Genomic DNA, 21,175 nt, shown 5'->3' on the forward strand with positions numbered 1-21,175 from the left:
TATCCTGGGTGCGCGCCGGACAGCGCGGTCCGCGACCTGTCAGAAGCAAAGCTGCAAGGAGCCGTACCTGTGAGCAGTGCCGACAGCCAACAGCGCCGGCAGGGGCCCGGCGCGGAATCCGAGACGTCCGCGCTCCGCGCCGACATCCGCCGCCTGGGCGACCTGCTGGGTGAGACCCTCGTCCGCCAGGAGGGCCGGGACCTTCTCGACCTCGTCGAGCGCGTCAGGGCGCTGACCCGGAGCGACGGGGAGGCCGCCGCCGCGCTGCTCGGCCGGACGGACCTGCCCACCGCCATCAAGCTGGTGCGCGCCTTCTCCACGTACTTCCACCTGGCGAACGTCACCGAGCAGGTGCACCGCGGCCACGAGCTGCGGCAGCGCCGTGCCGAAGAGGGCGGCAACCTCTCCCGCACGGCGGACATGCTCAAGGACGCCGACCCGGCGCACCTTCAGGAGACCGTCCGGAACCTCGGCGTGCGCCCCGTCTTCACGGCGCACCCCACCGAGGCGGCCCGGCGCTCCGTGCTGACGAAGCTCCGCAAGATCGCCGAACTGCTGGAGGACAGCGACCCCTCCGAGCGCCGCCGCACCGATCTGCGGCTCGCCGAGAACATCGACCTCGTCTGGCAGACCGACGAGCTCCGTGTCGCCCGGCCCGAGCCCGCCGACGAGGCCCGCAACGCCGTCTACTACCTGGACGAGCTGCACAGCGGCGCCGTCGGCGACGTGCTGGAGGACCTGGCGGCCGAGCTGGAGCGCGCCGGGGCGCCGCTGCCGCAGGGCACCCGCCCGCTCACCTTCGGCACCTGGATCGGCGGCGACCGCGACGGCAACCCGAACGTCACCCCCGCCGTCACTTGGGACGTGCTGCTGCTCCAGCACGAGCACGGCATCACCGAGGCGCTCAAGCAGGTCGACGAGCTCCGCGGCGCGCTGTCCAACTCCATCCGGAACAGCGGCGCCTCGCAGGAGCTGCTGGACTCCCTGGAGCGGGACCTGGAGCGCCTCCCGGAGATCAGCCCCCGCTACAAGCGGCTGAACTCCGAGGAGCCCTACCGGCTCAAGGCCACCTGCGTACGGCAGAAGCTGCTGAACACCCGCGAGCGGCTGGCGGAGGGCATCCCGCACGCCGAGGGCCGCGACTACCTGGGTACGGGCGAGCTCGTCGACGACCTCACCCTGATCCAGGACTCGCTGCGCGAGCACCGCGGTGAACTCGTCGCCGACGGGCGGCTGGAGCGGGTGCTGCGCACGCTCGCCGCGTTCGGCCTGCAGCTCGCCACGATGGACGTGCGCGAGCACGCCGACGCGCACCACCACGCGCTCGGCCAGCTCTTCGACCGCCTCGGCGAGGAGTCCTGGCGGTACGTCGACATGCCGCGCGACTACCGGCAGCGGCTGCTGGCCAAGGAGCTGCGCTCCCGCCGCCCGCTCTCGCCGGCGCCGGCGCCGCTGGACGCGGCGGGCTCCAAGACGCTGGGCGTCTTCCACACCGTGCGGCAGGCGCTGGAGACCTTCGGCCCCGAGGTCGTCGAGTCGTACATCATCTCCATGTGCCAGGGCGCGGACGACGTGTTCGCCGCCGCCGTGCTGGCCCGCGAGGCCGGGCTGATCGATCTGCACGCCGGCTGGGCGAAGATCGGCATCGTGCCGCTGCTGGAGACCACGGACGAGCTGAAGATCGCCGACGAGCTGCTCGACGCGATGCTCTCCGACCCCTCCTACCGCCGCCTCGTCTCGCTCCGCGGCGATCTCCAGGAGGTCATGCTCGGCTACTCGGACTCCTCCAAGTTCGGCGGCATCACCACGAGTCAGTGGGAGATCCACCGCGCGCAGCGCCGGCTCCGTGACGTCGCGCACCGGCACGGCGTACGGCTGAGCCTCTTCCACGGCCGCGGCGGCACCGTCGGCCGCGGCGGCGGCCCCACGCACGACGCGATCCTCGCCCAGCCCTGGGGAACCCTGGAGGGCGAGATCAAGGTGACCGAGCAGGGCGAGGTCATCTCCGACAAGTACCTCGTGCCGTCGCTGGCCCGGGAGAACCTCGAACTCACCGTCGCCGCCACACTCCAGGCGTCCGCGCTGCACACCGCGCCCCGCCAGTCCGACGAGGCGCTGGCCCGCTGGGACGCCGCGATGGACACCGTCTCGGACGCGGCGCACGGCGCGTACCGGCGGCTGGTGGAGGACCCGGACCTGCCCGCGTACTTCTTCGCGGCCACGCCCGTCGACCAGCTCGCCGAGCTGCACCTGGGCTCGCGCCCCTCGCGCCGCCCGGACAGCGGCAAGGGCCTGGACGGACTGCGGGCGATCCCGTGGGTGTTCGGCTGGACCCAGTCCCGGCAGATCGTGCCCGGCTGGTTCGGCGTCGGTACGGGGCTGAAGGCGGCCCGCGAGGCCGGGCTCGACTCGGTGCTCGAAGAGGCCCAGGAGCACTGGCACTTCTTCCGCAACTTCCTCTCCAACGTCGAGATGACGCTGGCCAAGACGGATCTGCGGATCGCCCGGCACTACGTGGACACGCTGGTGCCCGACGAGCTCAAGCACGTCTTCGACACCATCGTGGCGGAGCACGAGCTGACCGTGCGCGAGGTGCTGCGGATCACCGGGGAGAGCGAACTGCTCGAAGCGGACCCGGTGCTGAAGCAGACCCTGAAGATCCGCGACGCCTACCTGGACCCGATCTCCTACCTCCAGGTGGCCCTGCTCGACCGGCAGCGCACCGCGGCGGCAGCGGAGGAGGAGCCCGACGAGACGCTCGGCCGCGCGCTGCTGCTGACCGTCAACGGCGTGGCCGCCGGACTGCGCAACACCGGCTGAACCGGCGGCAGTACGGGGCGTGGGCGCTCGCGCACTTGGTCACATGGAGTGCGGCAGCCTCACATGAAGTGCAGCAGCGCCCATGCCCCCGCCATCATCAGGGCGCCGAGCGCGCCCAGCGTCCAGGCGGTGCGCCGCATGCGCAGGCCGCCCGCCACCACGAGCGAGGCCAGCAGCAGCGCGCCGGCCAACGGGACCCAGGCGTACAGGATTCCGGCGGGCCCGGTGCGTACGGCCTCGCCGTTCTCGGCCGCGGTGTCGCCAGTCTGAGCGCCGCCCTTGCCGTCGGACGGCTCGCCGGAGCCGTCCCGGAGCGCCACGTCCAGCGTGTCGCCGGGCTCTCCCGAGACCGTCGACGAGATCGTGACCTTCCCCCGTGCGTCCCCCTGGCCCGCGGCCGGGGTGAACGGGCCCGAGCAGGTGTCCGCGGCGCAGCTGGTGACCTTGAGGGTGCCGCGGGTGTCGCCCTGCATCGCGGTCTTCGCCGTCCCCCACGACGTCCAGACGCCGACGCCTATGAGCAGGACGGCGACGAGCGTCATGAAGAGCTGTTTCACCAGGAGCAGCAGTCCGTACGCACTCTCCCCGGCTCGACGGGTGCGGCTGCGCTTGCTCTTCTGGCTGTTCGGCATGGACGGGATCCTTCGGGAAGACCGTGTGGAAGGTCAACCTCCGCACCCCGCTTGGTCCGTATTACGTGTTATACGTCCCCTGTGCCCGCTCGAGGCCGTCCACGATCAGGGACTCCACGGCGTCGGCGGCGCGGTCCGTGAAGTAGTCCAGCTCCTTGCGCTCGGCGCCGGAGAAGTCCTTGAGGACGTAGTCCGCCACCTGCATCCGCCCGGGCGGCCGGCCGACGCCGAACCGCACCCGGTAGTAGTCGCGGCCCAGCGACTTCGAGAGCGACTTGAGCCCGTTGTGGCCGTTGTCGCCGCCGCCCAGCTTCAGCCGCAGCGCGCCGTAGTCGATGTCGAGTTCGTCGTGGATGACGACGATCCGCTCCAACGGCAGCTTGTAGAAGTCCCGCAGCGCGGTGCCCGGGCCGCCGGACAGGTTCATGTACGTCATCGGCTTGGCCAGGATCACCCGGCGGCTGGAGACCCCGGGGGTTCCCATCCGGCCCTCGACCACCTGGGCGCGGGACTTGTGCGCCTTGAACTTGCCGCCCATCCGGGCCGCGAGGAGATCGGCCACCATGAAGCCCACGTTGTGCCGGTTGCCGGCGTATCCGGGCCCCGGATTGCCCAGACCCAGGACGAGCCAGGGGTCGTTGGGGGAGGGGGCGGTCTCGTTGGTCGGCATCTCCGGTCCTCGGGAGGTCGGTGGGTGGTCGCTGACGGGTCCACACATACACGACTGCCGCCGCGCGTCAGCGGCGCGCGGCGGCAATCGTGTTGCGTGGGACGCGGAAAGAGCAGGCGTCGCCGGGGAGTTACTCGGCGGTCTCGCCCTCGGCGCCCTCTTCGCCCTCGGCGGGCTCCTCGGCCTGCGCGGAGAGGATGTGGATGACGGCCTCGTCGTCGTCGAGCGTCAGGGTGGTGCCCTTCGGCAGCTTGACGTCCTTGGCGTAGACGGTGTCGCCCGCGACCAGGCCCTCGATGCTGACGGTCACCGACTCCGGGATGTGCGTGGCCTCGGCCTCGACCGGCAGCGCCACCCAGACGTTCTCCAGCAGGTTCTGACCCGGGCCGAGGTCACCCTCGGTGTGGATCGGGACCTCGACGTGGACCTTCTCACCCTTCTTCACGGTGAGCAGGTCGATGTGCAGCAGGAACTGGCGGATCGCCTCGCGCTGCACGGCCTTCGGGATGACGAGTTCCTTCTTGCCCTCGACGTCCAGGTTGATCAGGACGTTGGAGTTCTTGAGGGCCATGAACATGTCGTAGCGGGGAAGCTCGACGTGCACCGGCTCGGCACCGTGGCCGTAGATGACCGCCGGGACCTTCTCCTCGCGGCGGAGACGGCGGGCGGCGCCCTTGCCGAACTCCTTGCGGACGGTGGCGGAGATGTTGACTTCAGCCATGATCGCGCTCCATTCGTAGCGACGGGACAGTTGCGGTGTCACTCGGTCCGTCCACGACAGACCAGCGGCTACGAAGAGCGCGCGTCGATAACGGATGAGCCGTACGTCCGCGCACTGCGCAAACGAAGCGGCCTCCCTCGCCGAGCGACTCGCAGAGTCTACGCGGCGGGGGAGGCCGTCCGGAAATCGATCTCGGGTAGGCCCCGGGTGTCAGGCCTGCTCTTCGAAGAGGCTGGTCACCGAGCCGTCCTCGAAGACCTCCTGGACCGCACGCGCGATCGTCGGCGCCATCGAGAGCACCGTGATCTTGTCCAGCTCCAGCTCACCCGGAGTCGGCAGCGTGTTCGTGAACACGAACTCGCTCACCTTGGAGTTCTTCAGACGGTCGGCGGCCGGGCCGGACAGCACGCCGTGCGTCGCCGTGACGATGACGTCCTCCGCGCCGTTGGCGAACAGCGCGTCGGCGGCGGCCACGATCGTGCCGCCGGTGTCGATCATGTCGTCGACCAGCACGCAGATCCGGCCCTCGACCTCGCCCACGACCTCGTGCACCGTCACCTGGTTCGCCACGTCCGGGTCGCGCCGCTTGTGCACGATGGCCAGCGGGGCACCGAGGCGGTCCGCCCAACGGTCGGCGACACGCACGCGGCCGGCGTCCGGCGAGACGATGGTCAGCTTGTCCCGGTCGACCTTGGCACCCACGTAGTCCGCGAGCAGCGGCAGCGCGAACAGGTGGTCCACCGGGCCGTCGAAGTAGCCCTGGATCTGGTCGGTGTGCAGGTCGACCGTGAGGATCCGGTCGGCGCCCGCGGTCTTGAGCATGTCCGCCATCAGCCGGGCCGAGATGGGCTCGCGGCCGCGGTGCTTCTTGTCCTGCCGGGCGTAGCCGTAGAACGGCACGATCACGGTGATGCTCCGCGCCGAGGCGCGCTTCAGAGCATCGATCATGATGAGCTGTTCCATGATCCACTTGTTGATGGGAGCCGTGTGGCTCTGCATCAGGAAGCAGTCGGCGCCGCGCGCGGACTCCTGGAAGCGGACGTAGATCTCACCGTTCGCGAAGTCGAAGGCCTTGGTCGGGACCACACCGATACCCAGCTGCTTCGCGACCTCCTCGGCGAGCTCAGGGTGGGCGCGGCCGGAGAAGAACATCAGCTTCTTCTCGCCGGTCGTCTTGATCCCGGTCACTGGACTGTCTCCTTGAGTTCCGCTGCGCGTGCGTGCGCCTTTACCGTACGCCCCACTACAGAGGGGTGCGTACCCGGTCCTGGTGTGACGCAGTCGGCTCAGCCCGCGTCTTCCGAGGGCTCCGAGGCGCTCTCGGCGGCCTGTGCGGCGGCGCTGCCGGGGCGCTTTCTGGCCACCCAGCCCGTGATGTTCCGCTGCTGACCGCGGGCGACGGCGAGCGAACCGGCGGGCACGTCCTTGGTGATGACGGAGCCCGCGGCGGTGTAGGCACCGTCCCCGACAGTGACAGGTGCCACAAACATGTTGTCCGCGCCCGTCCGGCAGTGCGAACCGATCGACGTGCGGTGCTTGTTGACCCCGTCGTAGTTGACGAACACGCTCGCCGCACCGATGTTGCTGTGCTCGCCGATGGTGGCGTCCCCCACGTACGAGAGATGCGGCACCTTCGTGCCCTCGCCGATCTCCGCGTTCTTGATCTCGACGTAGCTGCCGGCCTTCGCCTTCACGCCGAGCCGGGTGCCGGGGCGCAGATACGTGTACGGGCCGACCGAGGCGCCCGGGCCGATCTCCGCGCTGTCCGCGACGGTGTTGTCGGCCTTCGCGCCGGCGCCGAGAAAGGTGTCCGTGAGCCGCGAGTTGGGCCCCGCGGTGCAGCCCGCGCCGAGGTGGGTGCTGCCGCGCAGCAGGGTGTTGGGCTCGACCTGCGCGTCCGGCTCGTACGTCACGCCGACGTCCAGCCAGGTCGACGCGGGGTCGACGACGGTGACGCCGGCGAGCATCGCGTCCTCCAGCAGCCGGTCGTTGAGCATCCGGCGCGCCTCGGCCAGCTGTACGCGGTTGTTGATGCCGGCGATCTCCCGGTGGTCGCCGGCGAGTGCGGCGCCGACACGGTGGCCCGCTTCCCGGAGGATGCCGAGTACGTCGGTGAGGTACTCCTCGCCCTGGCTGTTGTCCGTACGGACCTTGCCCAGCGCGTCGCCCAGCAGTCGCGCGTCGAAGGCGAACACCCCGGAGTTGATCTCCCGGATGGCGTGCCGCTGTGCCTCGGTCGCGTCCTTGTGCTCGACGATCGCGGTCACTTCGGCGCTCTCCGGGTCGCGCACGATCCGCCCGTAGCCGGTGGCGTCCGGCACCTCGGCGGTGAGCACGGTGACAGCGTTGCCGTCGGCGGCGTGCGTGTCGGCGAGCGACTGGAGGGTGGCGCCGCTGAGCAGCGGGGTGTCGCCGCAGGCGACCACGACCGTGCCCTCCAGCGTGACGCCGTCGTCCGCGAGGGACTCCAGGCCCATCCGTACGGCGTGCCCCGTGCCGTTCTGCTCGTGCTGTACGGCGGTCCGCACCTCCGCGTCCGCCTCGGAGAGGTGCGCTGTGACCTGCTCCCGCGCGTGACCGACGACCACGACGAGGTGCTCGGGGCCGAGGCTGCGGGAGGCGGCGACGACATGGCCGACCAGGGAACGGCCGCAGATGTCGTGCAAGACCTTGGGCGTCGCCGACTTCATGCGGGTGCCTTCACCCGCTGCGAGTACGACGACGGCTGCCGGGCGATTGGCGCTCACGGGTGTGCCCTTCGGCTACTGGGGGTCCGGGGATGACACCCGCAGGATACCGGGGGGTAAAGCAAGGAAGGCTCCCCCGCCAGGACTCGAACCTGGAACGATCGCACCAAAAACGATAGTGTTGCCGATTACACCACAGGGGATGGCACATCAGACCAATTCGGACAGTTGCTCCGCCTGGTCGATCCGACACCCAACACTATGCCGTACCACCGGCCTTCGACGCGACGGTATGCGATCACGGCACCACGCGTTCCCGCACATGTTCCCGCGCACGTCTCTTCGCACGTCGGCGCGCACGCCCCTCCGTACCGGCGGCAGAGCGGATGGAACAGGACCTTCCGGGGCTCTCCCGGATAACCGGTCGACAGCGGTCGTACGCTGGGCGGTATGACCGGGACGGGGGACAAACCAGCCGTGGCGGGACCGTGGTGGTGGGACCGGCCACGGGGCATGGTGCTGGATGTGCTGCTGGCCGCGGGGGCGGCCGTCGAGTGCGCGGTGCAGGGTGTGCCGTTCGCTCATGAGGCGGGGATTCCGGAGGGGTTCGGGGTCGCGCTGGGGATACTGGCCGGAGCCGTGCTGGTGCTGCGACGGCAGTGGCCGATCGCCGTCGTGCTGGTGTCGATCGCGGTGACACCGGCCGAAATGGGGTTCCTGCTCGGCTTCGTGGGGCTGTATTCGCTCGCCGCCTCCGACGTGCCGCGCCGGACCATCGGGCTGCTCACGGGGATGCAGGCGGCGGGGGCATTGATCATCATCCTGATCCGGGTGCACCAGAGCATCGGGCAGGACCCGGACTTCAACCCGCCGACCTGGTTCATTCCGCTGGTGTCGGTGCTGATGGCGCTCGGCCTGACCGCGCCTCCCGTGCTGTTCGGGCTCTATGTGGGCGCGCGGCGGCGGCTGGTGGAGTCGCTGCGGGAGCGGGCCGACGGACTGGAGCGGGAGCTCGCGCTGCTCGCGGACCGCGCGGAGGAGCGCGCCGAGTGGGCGCGCAACGAGGAACGCACGCGCATCGCGCGCGAGATGCACGACGTGGTGGCGCACCGGGTGAGCCTGATGGTCGTGCACGCGACGGCCGTACAGGCGGTCGCGTCGAAGGCCGAGACGCAGGACGACATGGCGAAGGCCTCGCAGAACGCAGGGCTGGTCGGCGACATGGGCCGGCAGGCGCTCACCGAGCTGCGCACCATGCTCGGCGTTCTGCGTTCCGAGCCCGCGGGTGCGACGCCGTCGCGTCCGGCCAGATCCCCGCGCCCGGACGGGGACGGAGCGCCGGCGGACGGAATGCGGGCGGTCTCCTCCGGCGGGGCGACGCGGCAGGAGGCGCCGGTGCGGACGGCCGTGTACGGCACGGGTGCCGCGGAGTCCGCGTCCGAGGGGGAGGGCGGCGACGGTGGCCCCTCGCTCGGTGAACTCGACGGTCTGGTCGAGCAGTCGAGGGCCGCGGGGATGACGGTCGAGCTGTCCGTCGAGGGGGACACGAAGGGCTACGCGCCGCACGTCGAGCGGGCCGCGTTCCGCGTCGTGCAGGAAGCGCTGACGAACGTGCACAAGCACGCGGGCGGCGCCCGCGCGTGGGTGCGGCTCGCGTGCCGGGACGGCGAGGTCGCCGTACGGGTGGAGAACGCGCCGCCGGCCGAGGGCGCGGGCCCGGCCGACGCCGGACTGCCGAGCGGCGGCAACGGCCTGGTGGGGATGCGGGAGAGGATCTCCGCGCTGGGCGGGGGCTTCGTTTCGGGCCCCACGGAGGCGGGCGGCTTCCGGGTGTCGGCGGTCATCCCCGAGAGCGAGGACGCCGCGTCGTGAGAGCGGACCGGGCCTGAGGGGCCCGGGCCGGTGCGGTTACTCCGCCTCGTACGGGGTGAGCCGTTGCGGGCGGGTGCCGGTGATGAGCGCGGTGAGCGCCGCGTCGAAGTCGGCGCCGAGGTACCAGTCGCCGGTGTGGTCCAGCCCGTACACGCGGCCGTCCCGGTCCACGGCGAGCAGGGTCGTGCCGTCCCCCTCCGTGCCGAGCGGGCAGATCTCCGTACCGAGGGCGCGGCCGAGGTCGGAGAGCGTACGGGCGGAGTGCAGCCCGGGGAGCGGGTCGATCCGCACGGACGCCGGGGCGACATGGCGGCCGGGCCCCGTGGGGTCGACGGTCAGCGCGCCGAACTCGGCCCAGATCTCGACCGCCGCGGGCAGCACCGAGTGCTGGTGGCCGGCGGCGGTGGTGTGCCCGCGCAGGGTGTCGGCCCACTGTTCGGCCCGCAGCATGTCCCAGCGGCCCGGCTGCCAGCCGGAGGCGCGCAGCGCGTCGTCGACGGCGACGGAGAAGCGGGTGGTGGAGCTGCGTTCGTGGGGAACGCTCAACGGGACTCCTCCTGGGCGGGATCGGTGGCGCGGACGCCGAAGTGGGCGAGGAGCGCCGTGCAGGTGCGGCAGGGCGGGGCGTAGCCGCCGTGCAGGGGGTCGCCGTCCTCGCGGATGTGACGGGCGGTGAGTTTGGCGTGTTTCAGCGCCCGTTTGGCCTCCGTGTGGGTGAGGGGTTTGGCTGGTTTTCCGGCTTTCTTGCCCGTACGTTTCCCGGCCCGCGCCGTCTCGGCCGCGGTGAGATGGCGGGAGAGCAGCACCGTCTCGGGGCAGCGTCCCGTCCACCGTTCGCGGTACTCCGTGGTGAGGGTGTCCAGGAAGTCCTGGACCAGCGGGTGCAGTTCGGGAGGCCGGTCGCTCTTGCTCCCGGTGCAGGTGAGCGTCTCGCCGCGGACGAAGAGCGCGGCGGCCACGGCGGGGAGGATGCCGTCGCGGCGGTGTTGTGGCACGGGCGCGGTGTCGGTGGGCGCGTTGACCCAGCCGACGCGCGGGTCCGAGGCGCCCGAGCCCTGTGCGGCGGCGCCGTTGTGCGCGCCGCGGGGTGCGGCGTCTGCGTCTGGCGGTGGTGCGGTGTGCTGCATGTGCCTTTCCTCCCCGGGCAGCCCCTTGTGTCGTGCGTGTCGTTCCTGTCGCATGTGTCGTGTGTGCCGTCGGGGGCCGCGCCAAGTATGCAGTGTGCCGGGTGAGTCGATCATGCCGACCGTCATGTCATGGGCGTGTGACGGTTTTCCGCTGGGCCGGGTACAGGGCTGGTGATCCCGCCCGGAGCGGGCGAGCATCGGTGCGTTGGTCCGGCTGTGAGGCAGGAGTCCTGTGATGCGCAGTACGTCTCGTCGTGGCAGTGCGTCCCGTCGTGTGAAGGGCCTTCGCCGTGTGATGACGGTCGCGGTGGCCGTACCGGTTCTGGTGTGCGCCGTGACGGCGTGCGGTACCGACGGCTCCGGCGGCGGGGGAGAGCGGGGCGAGGGGCGCGGGCAGCGTGCGGGCGGGAGCCCGGAGGACTCCGCGGGCGCCGGCGGCTCCGGCGGTAAAGCGGGCGGCGGGTCCGTACGGCCGCCGGACGAGCGGCGGTTGGCGTCCGCGCTGCTGAAGGACGGGGACGTGCGCGGCTACCGGGCGCAGCGCAACAGCCAGGACGCGCTGCCCCCGGAGAACACCATGTCCGCCGACAGACGGGAGTGCGCCCCGGTCACCGACACGGTCGACTCCCGCCCCGAGTACGCCAGGACGGCATACGTCAGCGGCACCGTGGCCAAGGGCGACCTCGGCACCGGCAGCGTGCTCCAGCAGGTGCTGCTCGCCTCGTACAAGGCGGGCGACGCACGCAAGTGGCTGGCGGAGCTGAAGCGTGCCGTGGGCGAGTGCGAACGGTTCACGGGGTCCGTCGGGACGGGCGAGCAGGCCCGGTTGGTGATCGAACCGGGCGAGGACGTACGGGTCGGGGACGACTCGGTGCGCTTCACCATGAAGGACGCGCGGGGGAAGGACTCACCGACGGTGTTCACGGTCGTGCGCGCGGGGGACAGTACGGCGACGTTCATGTCGGTGGGCGTTTCCGGCGAGCCCGTACCGGTCGCGGAACCCGTCGTGGCGAAGCAGCACGAGAAGTTGGCGGCGGCGGAACGGAGTTGAGACAGGGGCCGCCGGAAGGCCGCTCGGGCAGCGGAGTCCCGGCCCCCGCTGCCGGGCGGAGGGCCGGTGACTGGCCGAGCCACTAGCGCATAGGCTGTCGTGAGTCAGCCAGACGCAGCAGGGGGCAACCGCCATGACGACAGGTGGGAGTGGGACGGCCAGTCACCGGACGTCAGCACCGCCGAACCGGGCCTACGCCGGGCAGCTCGTGAACTTCCCGGACCCGGTACGGGCCGCCCGGCACCCGCGGGGCGTCCGGGTGGACGAGGACGGCTTCCCCGTCTTCACCCCGTACGCGCGCGCCGCCGCCGAAATCGCCGCCCCGCCCGAGGGGTTCGGCGGGGACGAGCTGCGGCTGACGGACTTTGTGTCCGCGAACGCCGCGCTGCACGCCTCCGGGCACGAACTGTGGGCGGATCTGCCGATGGTGGCGACCCCGCACGGCTGGACCTGGCACCATGTCGCGCGCAGCCGCCGCATGGAGCTGGTGCCCGTCGAGGTGAAGGCGCTGCTGCGGCACCACGGCGGGCTGGCGACGGCCGCCGTCGACCACGGCAAGGGCGGTACGCGCCCCCTCCAGGAGACCAAGCCGGCGCACTTCGAGGTGCCGCACGGTACGGCCGTCAGCGAGGCTCAGGTGGCCGAGGCGGAGGAGAAGCTGGGGTACCGGCTGCCCGGCGCGTACCGCGCGTTCCTGAAGGCGGCGGGCGGCTGCGCGCCGCGCGGCGCCGCGCTGGACGCGGAGCTCGGACTGCTGGTGGACCAGCCGTTCTTCACCGTCCGCGACGAGGCGGCGGTCAACGACCTCGTCTACATCAACAAGTGTCTGCGCGACCACCTCACCAAGGACTACCTCGGCGTCGGCTTCGTCCAGGGCGGCCTGGTGGCGGTCAAGGTGAAGGGCGACGCGATCGGTTCGGTGTGGTTCTGCGCGTACGACGACGCGCGGGACGGCGAGGGGCTCGGCGTACAGGAGCGGGTCGACCGGCTGCTGCGGCCGTGCGGCGCGGACTTCGACGACTTTCTGCTGCGGCTCGCGGGCAGCCCGCCCGAGCTGGAGACCGTGGCGAACCTGATGGTGGACGGCGGCTTCGCGCGCGCCGTCCAGGTGTAGGGAGTTGAGGGCGCGATGGTGACCTTCGCACAGGCGCAGGAGCGCGCGGAGCGCTGGGTGAACGCGGACGTCCCCGGCTACCAGCAACGCGAGGTGCGGGTCCGGGAGTTCGACCTGGGCTTCGTGGCGTGGGCGGAGGACCGCGACGACGGCCCGACGTCGGACGGCAGCCGGGTCCGGCTCGTCGTGGCCCGGGACACCGGCGATGTGACGCTGTGGCCGGGCCTCCCCGTGGGCGAGGTCATCCGCCGCTACGAGGAGGAGTACGGCCGCCGCGCCGCGCCCGCGCCCTCCGACGCGCCGCCCCAGCGCGTGGACTTGGAGGCGACGTCCTTCCTGCTCACCCCGCCCGAGTGGCTCCAGGAGGCGGCGGACCGCTCCGCCTCGGACCGCCCCGCCGCCGGCACCCCTGTCGCCGGCACCCCCGTTGCCGGCACGCCCGCTGCCGCGTCCGCGGGTCCGGGTGCGCCTCCGCCGCCGAGCGCGCCGCCCTCGGCGGGCACGCCGGACTGGGACGCCGTATCCCGCGGCCCCGGCGCGGGGTCCGACTCGCCCGGTACGCCGAACGGTTCGTCCGGTGACACGCCCGCCGACGCCGTGCCCTCCGGCTTCACACCTGCCGACGCGGTGCCTTCCGCCGACGCTCCACCGCCCGGTACGCCCGCCGGCCCGGCCGCGGCCGCGAGCGACTGGGACGCCGTGTCCAGCGGGCCGGGTGCGGCCACGCCGTCGGCTTCCGGCTCCGGCGCGGAGACCAACGCGCCCGGTGCGACGAACGGTTCGGGCGGTGCCACGCCCGCCGACGCCGTGCCTTCCGCCGACGCTCCGCCGCCCGGTCCGCCCGCGTCCGCGAGTGGTTGGGACGCGGTCTCCAGCGCGCCGGGTGCGGGCTCTGCCGCCGGTACGCCCGGCCCGGGCAGCGGCTGGGACGCCGTGACGCGGGGCGCCGGGAGCGCCTGGGACGCCGCGGACACCAGCTCCTCCGGGAGCGGCGAGGCGCAGGCGCCGCCCGCCACCGTGTTCGCGCCGCCCCTCGCCGGGGAGGACGACGAGGAGGAGCCCGCGCCGGCCCCGGAGGCCGAGGCGCGTACCGAACTGATGCCGGACGGCGGGGGGTTGCCGCAGACCGCGGCCTCCCCGGCCGCCGACGGCCCGGAGGGGAAGCAGGGCGGCGACTCCCCGGACGCCCCCTCGGGCGACGACTCCACGGGCGGCGTGCACCACGCGGCGACCATGCTCGCCGAACCGGGCGGACAGGGCGGACCGAGCGGACAGGCCGCCCCCGCGGCTCCCGGTGTGCCCCACGCGCCCCACACCCCGAACCCGCCCGGCGGCCCGCTGCCTGCCGAGGCCGGCGCCGCCGACATCGCGGACGCCGACACCAGCCGTGCCCCGCGGGAGGGTTCCGCCCCGTCGGGCCCCTCGCGGCGCGGCAGCGGCCCCTCCGTGCCGCCGCCTCCCGGCGCGCCCGGCACCCCCGGCGCCCGCCCGGGTGCCTCCGCACCCGCCGGCTCCGGTGCGCCCGGTGCGCCCGCGGGCGGCTATGTGCCGACCCAGATGGTGTCCGCCGACGACGTGGCCAACAGCGGTGGACAGCCCGCCGGTTCGGACGACAAGGACGGCGTGCACCACGCGGCGACCGTGTTCGCCGAGCCCGCGCAGGGCAGCGGACCCGGTGCCCCGCCCCAGCCCCCCGCGCCCCCGCCCGCCCCGTCGGCCCCGGCCGGCGGCCCGGGTGGCGGCAACGACGTGCACCACGCCGCGACCATGCTCGCCGGCCCCGCCGGGACCCCGCCCCCGCCGGGAGCCCCGCCCGCCGCTCCGGGCCCGCCCCCAGCGCCGGGCGCCCCGGGCACTCCGCCAGTGGTGCCTGCCGGTACGCCGCCTCCGCCCGGGCCGCCCCCGCAGCCGGCCGGCGGCCCGCCCGCAGGCGGCCCCGCGTACGGCTATCCGCAGAACACCGGCCAGCCCACCGTGGGCCCCGGCTACATGGCCGTACTGCGCTACCGCGCGCCGGACGGCTCCGAGCAGCAGCTGATCCGCCGTTCCGCGCCCGGCACCCCGCATCCGGAGTGGCAGATCCTGCACGAGCTGCGCGGGATGAACGTGCCGCCGCAGCAAGTGCTGGAGCTGCACACGGAGTTGGAGTCCTGCGATCTGCCGGGCGGCTACTGCGCGCGGATGATCCGCGAGACGTGGCCGCAGGTGCGGATCACCAGCACAGCGCCGTACGGCACGGACCACGCGTCCCGCCGGCAGGGCATGCGGCATCTGCTGGAGCATCAGGGCGAGCTGCACCAGGTCGCGGACGGCCCGGCGCGGCCGGCGCCGCACCGGGCGCCGCTGCCGCCGCCGCAGCAGATCCAGCCCGCGCCGCCGGTCCCGCCGGACGCGATCGGCCAGGAGCTCCAGCAGGCCTTCGGCCCGCAGGGCGTGTTCCGCTTCGACCAGCACGCGGTGTCCCGGCAGGGCGTGCCCGACATCGTCGGGCAGCTGCTGGTGTGGGCCGGACTGCCGCTCGACATGGGCCCGTTCTTCTGGGGCCAGGCCCAGCCGGGCCGCCCGGTGCCGACGCTGGCGGAGCTGGCGCAGGAGCGCGGCGTGCAGCCGGGCGCCGACGCCGGCTCGTACCTCGTGATGGGCAACGACTTCGGCCGGCAGCTGTGCGTGCAGTACGGGACGGCGCACATTGTCGCCGTCCCGATGGAGGGCGGCCCCGGAGGGCAGCCCGCGCAGCCGCAGTTCGTGAACACCGGGCTCCCGGAGTTCACCCGCTGCCTCGCCCTGCTCGGCCGGATGTGGCGGCTGCGCTACGGGCTGACGCAGGAACAGGCGGGCCGCTGGACCGTCGACTTCCAGATGCAGCTGGCCGCGCTGGACCCGGCGGCGCTGTCCTCGCCGGAGAACTGGTGGTCGGTGCTGCTGGAGCAGATGTGGGACGGCCTGTTCTGAGGCCCGCCCGAACGCCGTAACCCGGCGGGCCGCCGACGCGCAGCCCGCCGCTTTACGTGTCAGGTTCGGGGGATGAGCGACCAGCTGCCTCCGCCGAGCAACAGCACGCTCTACCGGGCAGAGCGTCACTTCCGCGGCCGGAAACGGCGTCAGAACCCGAGAGGCCAGGGCCCGTCGGGGTGGGGCCCGCGGAAGGGACCGCGGCGCCCCGGCCGGCTCCGCCGCATCGCCCTGCTGGTCGCCGCGCTGGTCGTGATCGTCGCCGTCGGTACGTACGCGTGGGCCGAGTACCGGCTCAAGGAGACCCCGGCGCTCGCCGACTACGCGGGCCGCCCCGAGTCGGGCAAGGGCACCAACTGGCTGGTGATCGGCACCGACTCGCGTGCCGACCTGACGCCGGAGCAGCGCAAGGAGCTGCATGTGGGCGGCGCCGACGAGCGGAACACCGACACGATGATGGTGCTGCACTACGGCTCGTCCGGCCCCTACCTCGTCAGCCTGCCCCGCGACTCGTACGTACCGGTCCCCGGGCACGGCAGGAACAAGCTCAACTCCGCGTACGCCACCGGCGGTCCCGAGCTTCTGACCCGCACCGTCGAGGAGACGACCGGGCTGCGCCTCGACCATTACGCGGAGGTCGACTTCCTCGGTTTCACCGGCATCGTCGACGCGCTCGGCGGGGTGCGGGTCTGCCTCGACAAGCCGCTGCACGACGAGAAGTCGGGGGCCGACCTCGACGCCGGCTGCCAGACGCTGGACGGCAACCAGGCGCTCGCCTTCGCGCGGGCCCGCTACAGCGATCCGGAGGGCGATCTGGGCCGGGTCAAGCGGCAGCAGAAGCTGCTCGCGGCGATCGCGCAGCAGGCGACCTCGCCGTCGGTGCTGCTGAACCCGTTCACCTTCTATCCGTTCACCGGCGCGGCGCTGGACGCGGTGACCGTCGACGACGGTACCGGCGTTCCGTCACTCACATGGATGGCGTGGAAGGTCAGAGGACTGACGAAGGGCGACGGGGGTACGACGACGGTCCCGGTCGCGAACAGCGCGCTCAGCGTGCCCGGGATCGGCGATGTGGTGCTCTGGGACAGGGATCGGGCGAGGGAACTTTTCGAGCAGTTGGGCCGGGATGTGCCGATTACGGCAACACAGGTGAAGTAGCGCATCCTTGGGGGCGGGCTCGGGGCGGAGTGTCGCGTTATGGGCGCTTCGGCCGGACGAAGAATGATGTGCCGCTGTGTTGCAGGTTCGCTGAGGTAAGGGGCTCGATATGAGTGCGTCGTCACCGCACGGCTTCGTTGTCGTACGGGGTCGCGGCTACCGTCCCGAGCAGGTCGACGTCAGGGCGTCCGATCTGCGGGAGGAGTGCGAGGCGGCGTGGGAGCGCGCCGCGAAGCTGACCGTACTCGCGAAGGAGCTGTCGGATGAGGCCGAGCGGCTGCAGGGTGTGGTCACCGCGCTGCCGCCGCAGACCTTCGAATCGCTCGGGGACCGTGCGCAGGAGCTGCTCGGGATGGCCGAGGCGGAGGCCGAGGAAGTACGGGCCGCGGCCCAGGCCGAGGTGCAGGAGCTGGGCGAACGCGTCGACGAGGCGGCCCGGGAGCTGCGCGACGCCGCCCGCGAGGAGTCGTCCCGGGTGCGGGCCGAGACGGAGGCCGCGGCCGTCCGCACCCTCGACGCGGCGCAGGAGTCGGCGGACGGGCTCCGTGCCGCGGCGCGGGACGAGGCGGAGGAGACCCGGCGGGCCGCGGCCGACACGCTGAAGGACACCTCGCGGCGGTGCTCGGCGCTGCTGGCCGAGCAGGAGAAGGAGCAGGCCGCCGAGTCGGACGCGCTGGACCGGGAGCTGGACGAGAAGGAGAGCGCGATCGAGACGCGGATCGCGGACCTGGAGGAGCGCGGCGAGCATCTGATCGCGGAGGCGAAGCGGGCCAAGGCCGAGGCGTCGGAGGCGGCGCGGCACCGCCAGGAGGACGCGGACGCGCAGGGCGAGGAGCTGATCACCAAGGCGCGGATGCGGGAGGAGGGCATCGACCGCGAGACGGAGCGGGTGCTGCGCGAACACGAGGAGCGCGCCGAGGAGTTGCGGCAGCACATGACGCACGTGCGCAGCAGCCTGGCCTCCCTCACCGGCAAGGCCCCGGACGCCGGGGTCTCGCTGCCCGAGCAGACCCAGCGGAGCATGGCGGACTGACCCGGACCCCGCGGCGGCCCTGCCGGGGCCGCCGCCCGGGGCACCCCGGCCAGGGGCCGCGGCTCAGGACCGCCCGGCGAGTCAGCGTCAGGACCGTCCGGCGAGGATGTGCGGCTCGGCCTCCGCGTACGGCAGGGGGGTGCCGCGTCCGCCGCGGGAGCCGAGCCGGCCCAGCAGGAAGCCGACCGGGATCGTGATCAGCCCGGTCGTGGTCAGCGGGAAGACGCTGAAGTCCTCCTCGGGGAGGAGGGCCTGGGGGCTGCCGGAGAACATCCGCGAGAACACCAGCACCACCACCACCGAGACGGTGCCGCCGAGCAGGGTCCACAGCAGGCCGGTACGGGTGTAGCCGCGCCAGAAGAGGCTGTAGACCAGCGCGGGCGCGATCGCGGACGCGCCGACGCAGAACGAGAGCGTGATCAGCGACTGCAGTCCGCGGTCCTGGACGACGACGGCGAGCGCGATGGCGGGCAGGCCCACGGCGAAGCCGGCCAGCCGCGCGGTGAGCATCTCGCCCGCCATACCGGCCCGTCCGCGGCGCAGCACCTCCGCGTACAGATCGTGTGCGAGGGAGTTGCCGCAGGCCAGGATCATGCCGGCGACGGACGAGAGCAGGGTGAGGAAGACCGCGGTGGCGACGGCCGCGAAGACGAAGGTCGCGAAGCCCTGGCTGCTGCGGACCACGGCCTGCCCCAGCTGGATGAACGCGGTGCTGCCCTGCGGTCCGCCCGCCGCGATCGCGCGGTGCCCCAGGAGCGCCACGGCGCCCGTACCGATGATCGCGATGAGCAGGACGAACACCGTGGTGATGCCGACAGCCCAGCTCATCGCGCGGCGGATGGCGGGCGCGTCCCGCGCGGTGTTCATGCGCATCGTGACGTGCGGCAGGCAGGCCGCGCCCAGCACCACCGTCAACGCGGCGCTGATCATGTCGAGTTCGCTCAGCCCGGACGGGCCGCCGCTGCTCGCCTGGAGCAGTCCCGCGCGCAGATAGGCGTCGCCCGCGCCGCTGCCGTCCCGGGCCATGGCGAGCAGGTGCGAGGGGTTCCAGCCGACCCTCTCCAGTACGAGAGCGGCCAGCAGCGCCGCGGCCCCCATCAGCACCACGATCTTGATGATGTGGATCAGCGCGGTGCCCTTCATCCCGCCGAGCGAGGCGTAACCGATCATCAGCAGGCCGAGCGTGACGATCGTGCCCGTACGGACGGAGGAGCCCTCGAAGCCCAGGATCAGGGTGACCAGATGGCCGGTGCCGACCAGTTGGAACACCATCATCGGCAGCAGGGCGAGCAGCGTCACCGCGCAGGACGCGATCCGTACGGCACGGCTGCCGGCGCGCCGGGTGAGGACGTCGGCCATGGTGAACCGGCCCGCGTTCCGCAGCGGTTCGGCCAGCAGGAACATCATCAGCAGCAGCGACAGGGCGGTGCTGAGCGCTAGGGTCAGCCCGTCGAAGCCGGTGAGCGCGATGATGCCGACGGTGGACAGTACGGCCGCCGCGGAGATGTAGTCGCCCGCGATGGCGAGGCCGTTGCGCAGCGGGGCGAGAGTGCGGAAGCCGGTGTAGTACTCCGTCAGGTCCTCGCGTTCGGCGCTGGTCATGATGCACAGCAGCAGGGTGATGCTGACGACCGCCGCGAAGATCGCGAAGGACAGGGACTGTGACGAGGCGTCAATGCTGTGGCCCGGCACGGCGGTTCACCTCCGCCGCTCGCGTGCGTACGGCCGGCCCGCCGGGGCGGCGGCCGCGGCCTCGCGTTCCGCGGTGCGGACGCGCTGGGCCGCGGGGTCGACCGTGCTGCGGGCGATCCGCTCGTACCCGGCGACGGCCAGCAGCGTCACCGGGATCTGCAGCAGCCCCAGGACGGTGCCGAGGGTGAACGACGTACCGCCGACGTACGCCCCCATCACGTCGGGCGCGTAGCCGGCGAGGAGGAGGAACGCGACGTAATAGCCGAGCGCGGCGAACGTCGTGCTGCGGCGCAGCAGCCGGTACGCGGAGCGCAGCCGGCGCAGTTCGTCGCCGGCGGCGGGCGGCGGTGCGGGCGGCACCGTGGGGGCCGGCGGGTACGCGGGCGGGGCGGGGACGTAGCGGTGGCGGGGGGTGTGGAACGACATGCGCGGGTCCTCCCTTGTGCAGGGGGCCGGGCGCCCGGGGGGTGGACGCACGTTACTCACGAGTGCACTCCGGGCGGAAGGGCCGTGGACGAAGCTGTCACGGGCCGCGCATCCGAACCGACAGTAACCCCGGTTCTGTCCAGCGGAAGTGCAACAGCCCCTAGGGGAAGCCCCGTTGGGAGGATGAGATGCGTGTCGTCCTCCGGCACGACGAGTTGGTCTTCGCCCCTCCCTAGCCTGCTGTGCAGCAGGGGGCCGCATCGGCGTGGTGGGGGTAACCACAGGCCGAAGACGCGGAACAGCACCATCGCGGGGGCCTCTTCGACACGGAAAGCTCGGTACCCACAACCGGCTTCCGATGACTTGAGGGGAAAAGCTGTGACCACGGCTGTAACGGAGTTCACGAGCGGGGGCCGGGGCGCGGGGACGTCCGTCGTCGCCGCAGCACGTCAGGTCGTCAAGGCGTACGGGTCGGGGGAGACCCGGGTGCTGGCCCTGGACCGGGTCGACGCGGACATCGAACGGGGAGCCTTCACCGCCATCATGGGCCCCTCCGGGTCCGGCAAGTCCACGCTGATGCACTGCCTCGCCGGGCTCGACACGGTGACGGAAGGGCAGATCTGGCTGGGCGGGCAGGAGATCACGGGGCTGAAGGACAAGAAGCTCACCCAACTGCGCCGCGACCGGATCGGGTTCGTCTTCCAGGCGTTCAACCTGCTGCCCACGCTGAACGCGGGCGAGAACATCACGCTCCCCATGGACATCGCGGGCCGCAAGCCCGACAAGGAGTGGGTGCAGATGGTGATCGCGACCCTAGGGATCGGCGACCGCCTGAAGCACCGGCCGAGCCAGCTGTCCGGCGGCCAGCAGCAGCGCGTCGCCGTAGCCCGGGCGCTGGCGAGCAAGCCGGAGATCATCTTCGGTGACGAGCCGACCGGCAACCTCGACTCCCGCGCCGGCACCGAAGTCCTGGGCTTCTTACGGCGTTCGGTCGACGAACTCGGCCAGACCATCGTGATGGTCACGCACGACCCGATGGCCGCCGCCTACGCGGACCGCGTCATCTTCCTCGCCGACGGCCGGATCGTGGACGAGATGCGGCAGCCCACCGCGGACGCCGTGCTCGACAGGCTCAAGCGGATGGACAGCGCGGGCCCGGCCGGTACGGCGACCCGTGCCGCCGGTGGCGCGGAACCCTCGGGGAGGGTGTCGTGATCCTC

The 21,175-nt window shown here is 72.5% G+C and carries 17 protein-coding genes and 1 tRNA gene; 8 read left to right on the forward strand and 10 right to left on the reverse strand.

Annotation, left to right across the window (positions count from 1 at the left end):
- Positions 1–69: 69 nt before the first annotated feature.
- Positions 70–2,820, forward strand: coding sequence for a phosphoenolpyruvate carboxylase (gene ppc, locus AC3AGO_RS20505; protein ID WP_487821680.1), 2,751 nt, complete (start codon positions 70–72; stop codon positions 2,818–2,820).
- Positions 2,821–2,879: 59 nt separating this feature from the next.
- Here the strand turns inward: ppc and AC3AGO_RS20510 are convergent, their stop codons facing one another.
- From AC3AGO_RS20510 to AC3AGO_RS20535, 6 genes are all read right to left on the reverse strand, one after another.
- Positions 2,880–3,452 carry a hypothetical protein gene (locus AC3AGO_RS20510; protein WP_487821681.1) on the reverse strand — a complete coding sequence of 191 codons (573 nt, stop codon included), beginning with the start codon at positions 3,450–3,452 and terminating at the stop codon, positions 2,880–2,882.
- Between the two features lie 61 nt (positions 3,453–3,513).
- Positions 3,514–4,122, reverse strand: coding sequence for an aminoacyl-tRNA hydrolase (gene pth, locus AC3AGO_RS20515; protein ID WP_487821682.1), 609 nt, complete (start codon positions 4,120–4,122; stop codon positions 3,514–3,516).
- Positions 4,123–4,252: 130 nt separating this feature from the next.
- Positions 4,253–4,843 (reverse strand): 50S ribosomal protein L25/general stress protein Ctc, encoded by a 591-nt coding sequence (locus tag AC3AGO_RS20520; protein ID WP_487821683.1) that lies wholly within the window; start codon positions 4,841–4,843, stop codon positions 4,253–4,255.
- 210 nt (positions 4,844–5,053) lie between these two features.
- Positions 5,054–6,031 carry a ribose-phosphate diphosphokinase gene (locus AC3AGO_RS20525; RefSeq protein ID WP_487821684.1) on the reverse strand — a complete coding sequence of 326 codons (978 nt, stop codon included), beginning with the start codon at positions 6,029–6,031 and terminating at the stop codon, positions 5,054–5,056.
- A gap of 98 nt (positions 6,032–6,129) precedes the next feature.
- Positions 6,130–7,590, reverse strand: a complete 1,461-nt coding sequence (glmU, locus tag AC3AGO_RS20530) for a bifunctional UDP-N-acetylglucosamine diphosphorylase/glucosamine-1-phosphate N-acetyltransferase GlmU (RefSeq protein WP_487821685.1) — start codon at positions 7,588–7,590, stop codon at positions 6,130–6,132.
- A gap of 71 nt (positions 7,591–7,661) precedes the next feature.
- Positions 7,662–7,733, reverse strand: a tRNA-Gln gene (locus AC3AGO_RS20535).
- 247 nt (positions 7,734–7,980) lie between these two features.
- Between AC3AGO_RS20535 and AC3AGO_RS20540 the strand changes: the two genes are divergently transcribed.
- Positions 7,981–9,402, forward strand: a complete 1,422-nt coding sequence (locus AC3AGO_RS20540; protein WP_487821686.1) for a sensor histidine kinase — start codon at positions 7,981–7,983, stop codon at positions 9,400–9,402.
- A gap of 36 nt (positions 9,403–9,438) precedes the next feature.
- Here AC3AGO_RS20540 and AC3AGO_RS20545 read toward each other — a convergent pair whose 3' ends face one another.
- Together AC3AGO_RS20545 and AC3AGO_RS20550 are read right to left on the reverse strand one after the other, a co-directional pair.
- Entirely contained in the window at positions 9,439–9,948 is a 510-nt protein-coding gene (locus AC3AGO_RS20545) for an SUKH-3 domain-containing protein (protein ID WP_487821687.1), read from the reverse strand.
- Complete coding sequence (locus AC3AGO_RS20550) at positions 9,945–10,529, reverse strand: YwqJ-related putative deaminase (RefSeq protein ID WP_487821688.1); 585 nt, start codon at positions 10,527–10,529, stop codon at positions 9,945–9,947. Before AC3AGO_RS20550 ends, AC3AGO_RS20545 begins: the two co-directional genes overlap by 4 nt.
- Before the next feature lie 295 nt (positions 10,530–10,824).
- Here AC3AGO_RS20550 and AC3AGO_RS20555 point away from each other — a divergent pair, with 295 nt between their 5' ends.
- The 5 genes from AC3AGO_RS20555 (at position 10,825) to AC3AGO_RS20575 (ending at position 17,837) form a co-directional block, all read left to right on the forward strand.
- Positions 10,825–11,580: a hypothetical protein gene (locus tag AC3AGO_RS20555; RefSeq protein ID WP_487821689.1), complete on the forward strand. Its 756-nt coding sequence runs from the start codon at positions 10,825–10,827 to the stop codon at positions 11,578–11,580.
- Between the two features lie 133 nt (positions 11,581–11,713).
- Entirely contained in the window at positions 11,714–12,694 is a 981-nt protein-coding gene (locus AC3AGO_RS20560) for an SMI1/KNR4 family protein (RefSeq protein WP_487821690.1), read from the forward strand.
- Between the two features lie 15 nt (positions 12,695–12,709).
- Positions 12,710–15,646 (forward strand): SUKH-4 family immunity protein, encoded by a 2,937-nt coding sequence (locus AC3AGO_RS20565; protein WP_487821691.1) that lies wholly within the window; start codon positions 12,710–12,712, stop codon positions 15,644–15,646.
- A 72-nt stretch (positions 15,647–15,718) separates the two neighbouring features.
- A complete protein-coding gene (locus tag AC3AGO_RS20570) occupies positions 15,719–16,804 on the forward strand; it encodes an LCP family protein (RefSeq protein ID WP_487821692.1) in 1,086 nt (361 codons plus the stop codon).
- A 109-nt stretch (positions 16,805–16,913) separates the two neighbouring features.
- On the forward strand, positions 16,914–17,837 hold the full coding sequence (locus AC3AGO_RS20575; protein ID WP_487821693.1) for a cellulose-binding protein: 924 nt from the start codon (positions 16,914–16,916) through the stop codon (positions 17,835–17,837).
- A gap of 87 nt (positions 17,838–17,924) precedes the next feature.
- On the opposite strand, the gene AC3AGO_RS20580 is transcribed toward AC3AGO_RS20575, so the two are convergent.
- Positions 17,925–19,529: a sodium/solute symporter gene (locus tag AC3AGO_RS20580; protein ID WP_487821694.1), complete on the reverse strand. Its 1,605-nt coding sequence runs from the start codon at positions 19,527–19,529 to the stop codon at positions 17,925–17,927.
- A 6-nt stretch (positions 19,530–19,535) separates the two neighbouring features.
- The gene (locus AC3AGO_RS20585) at positions 19,536–19,955 is read right to left on the reverse strand and encodes a DUF485 domain-containing protein (RefSeq protein ID WP_487821695.1); all 420 of its coding nucleotides are present in this window, start codon (positions 19,953–19,955) and stop codon (positions 19,536–19,538) included.
- A gap of 378 nt (positions 19,956–20,333) precedes the next feature.
- Between AC3AGO_RS20585 and AC3AGO_RS20590 the strand changes: the two genes are divergently transcribed.
- Complete coding sequence (locus AC3AGO_RS20590; RefSeq protein WP_487821696.1) at positions 20,334–21,170, forward strand: ABC transporter ATP-binding protein; 837 nt, start codon at positions 20,334–20,336, stop codon at positions 21,168–21,170.
- Positions 21,171–21,175: the final 5 nt, after the last annotated feature.

The organism is Streptomyces sp. BL1, from assembly GCF_057628045.1.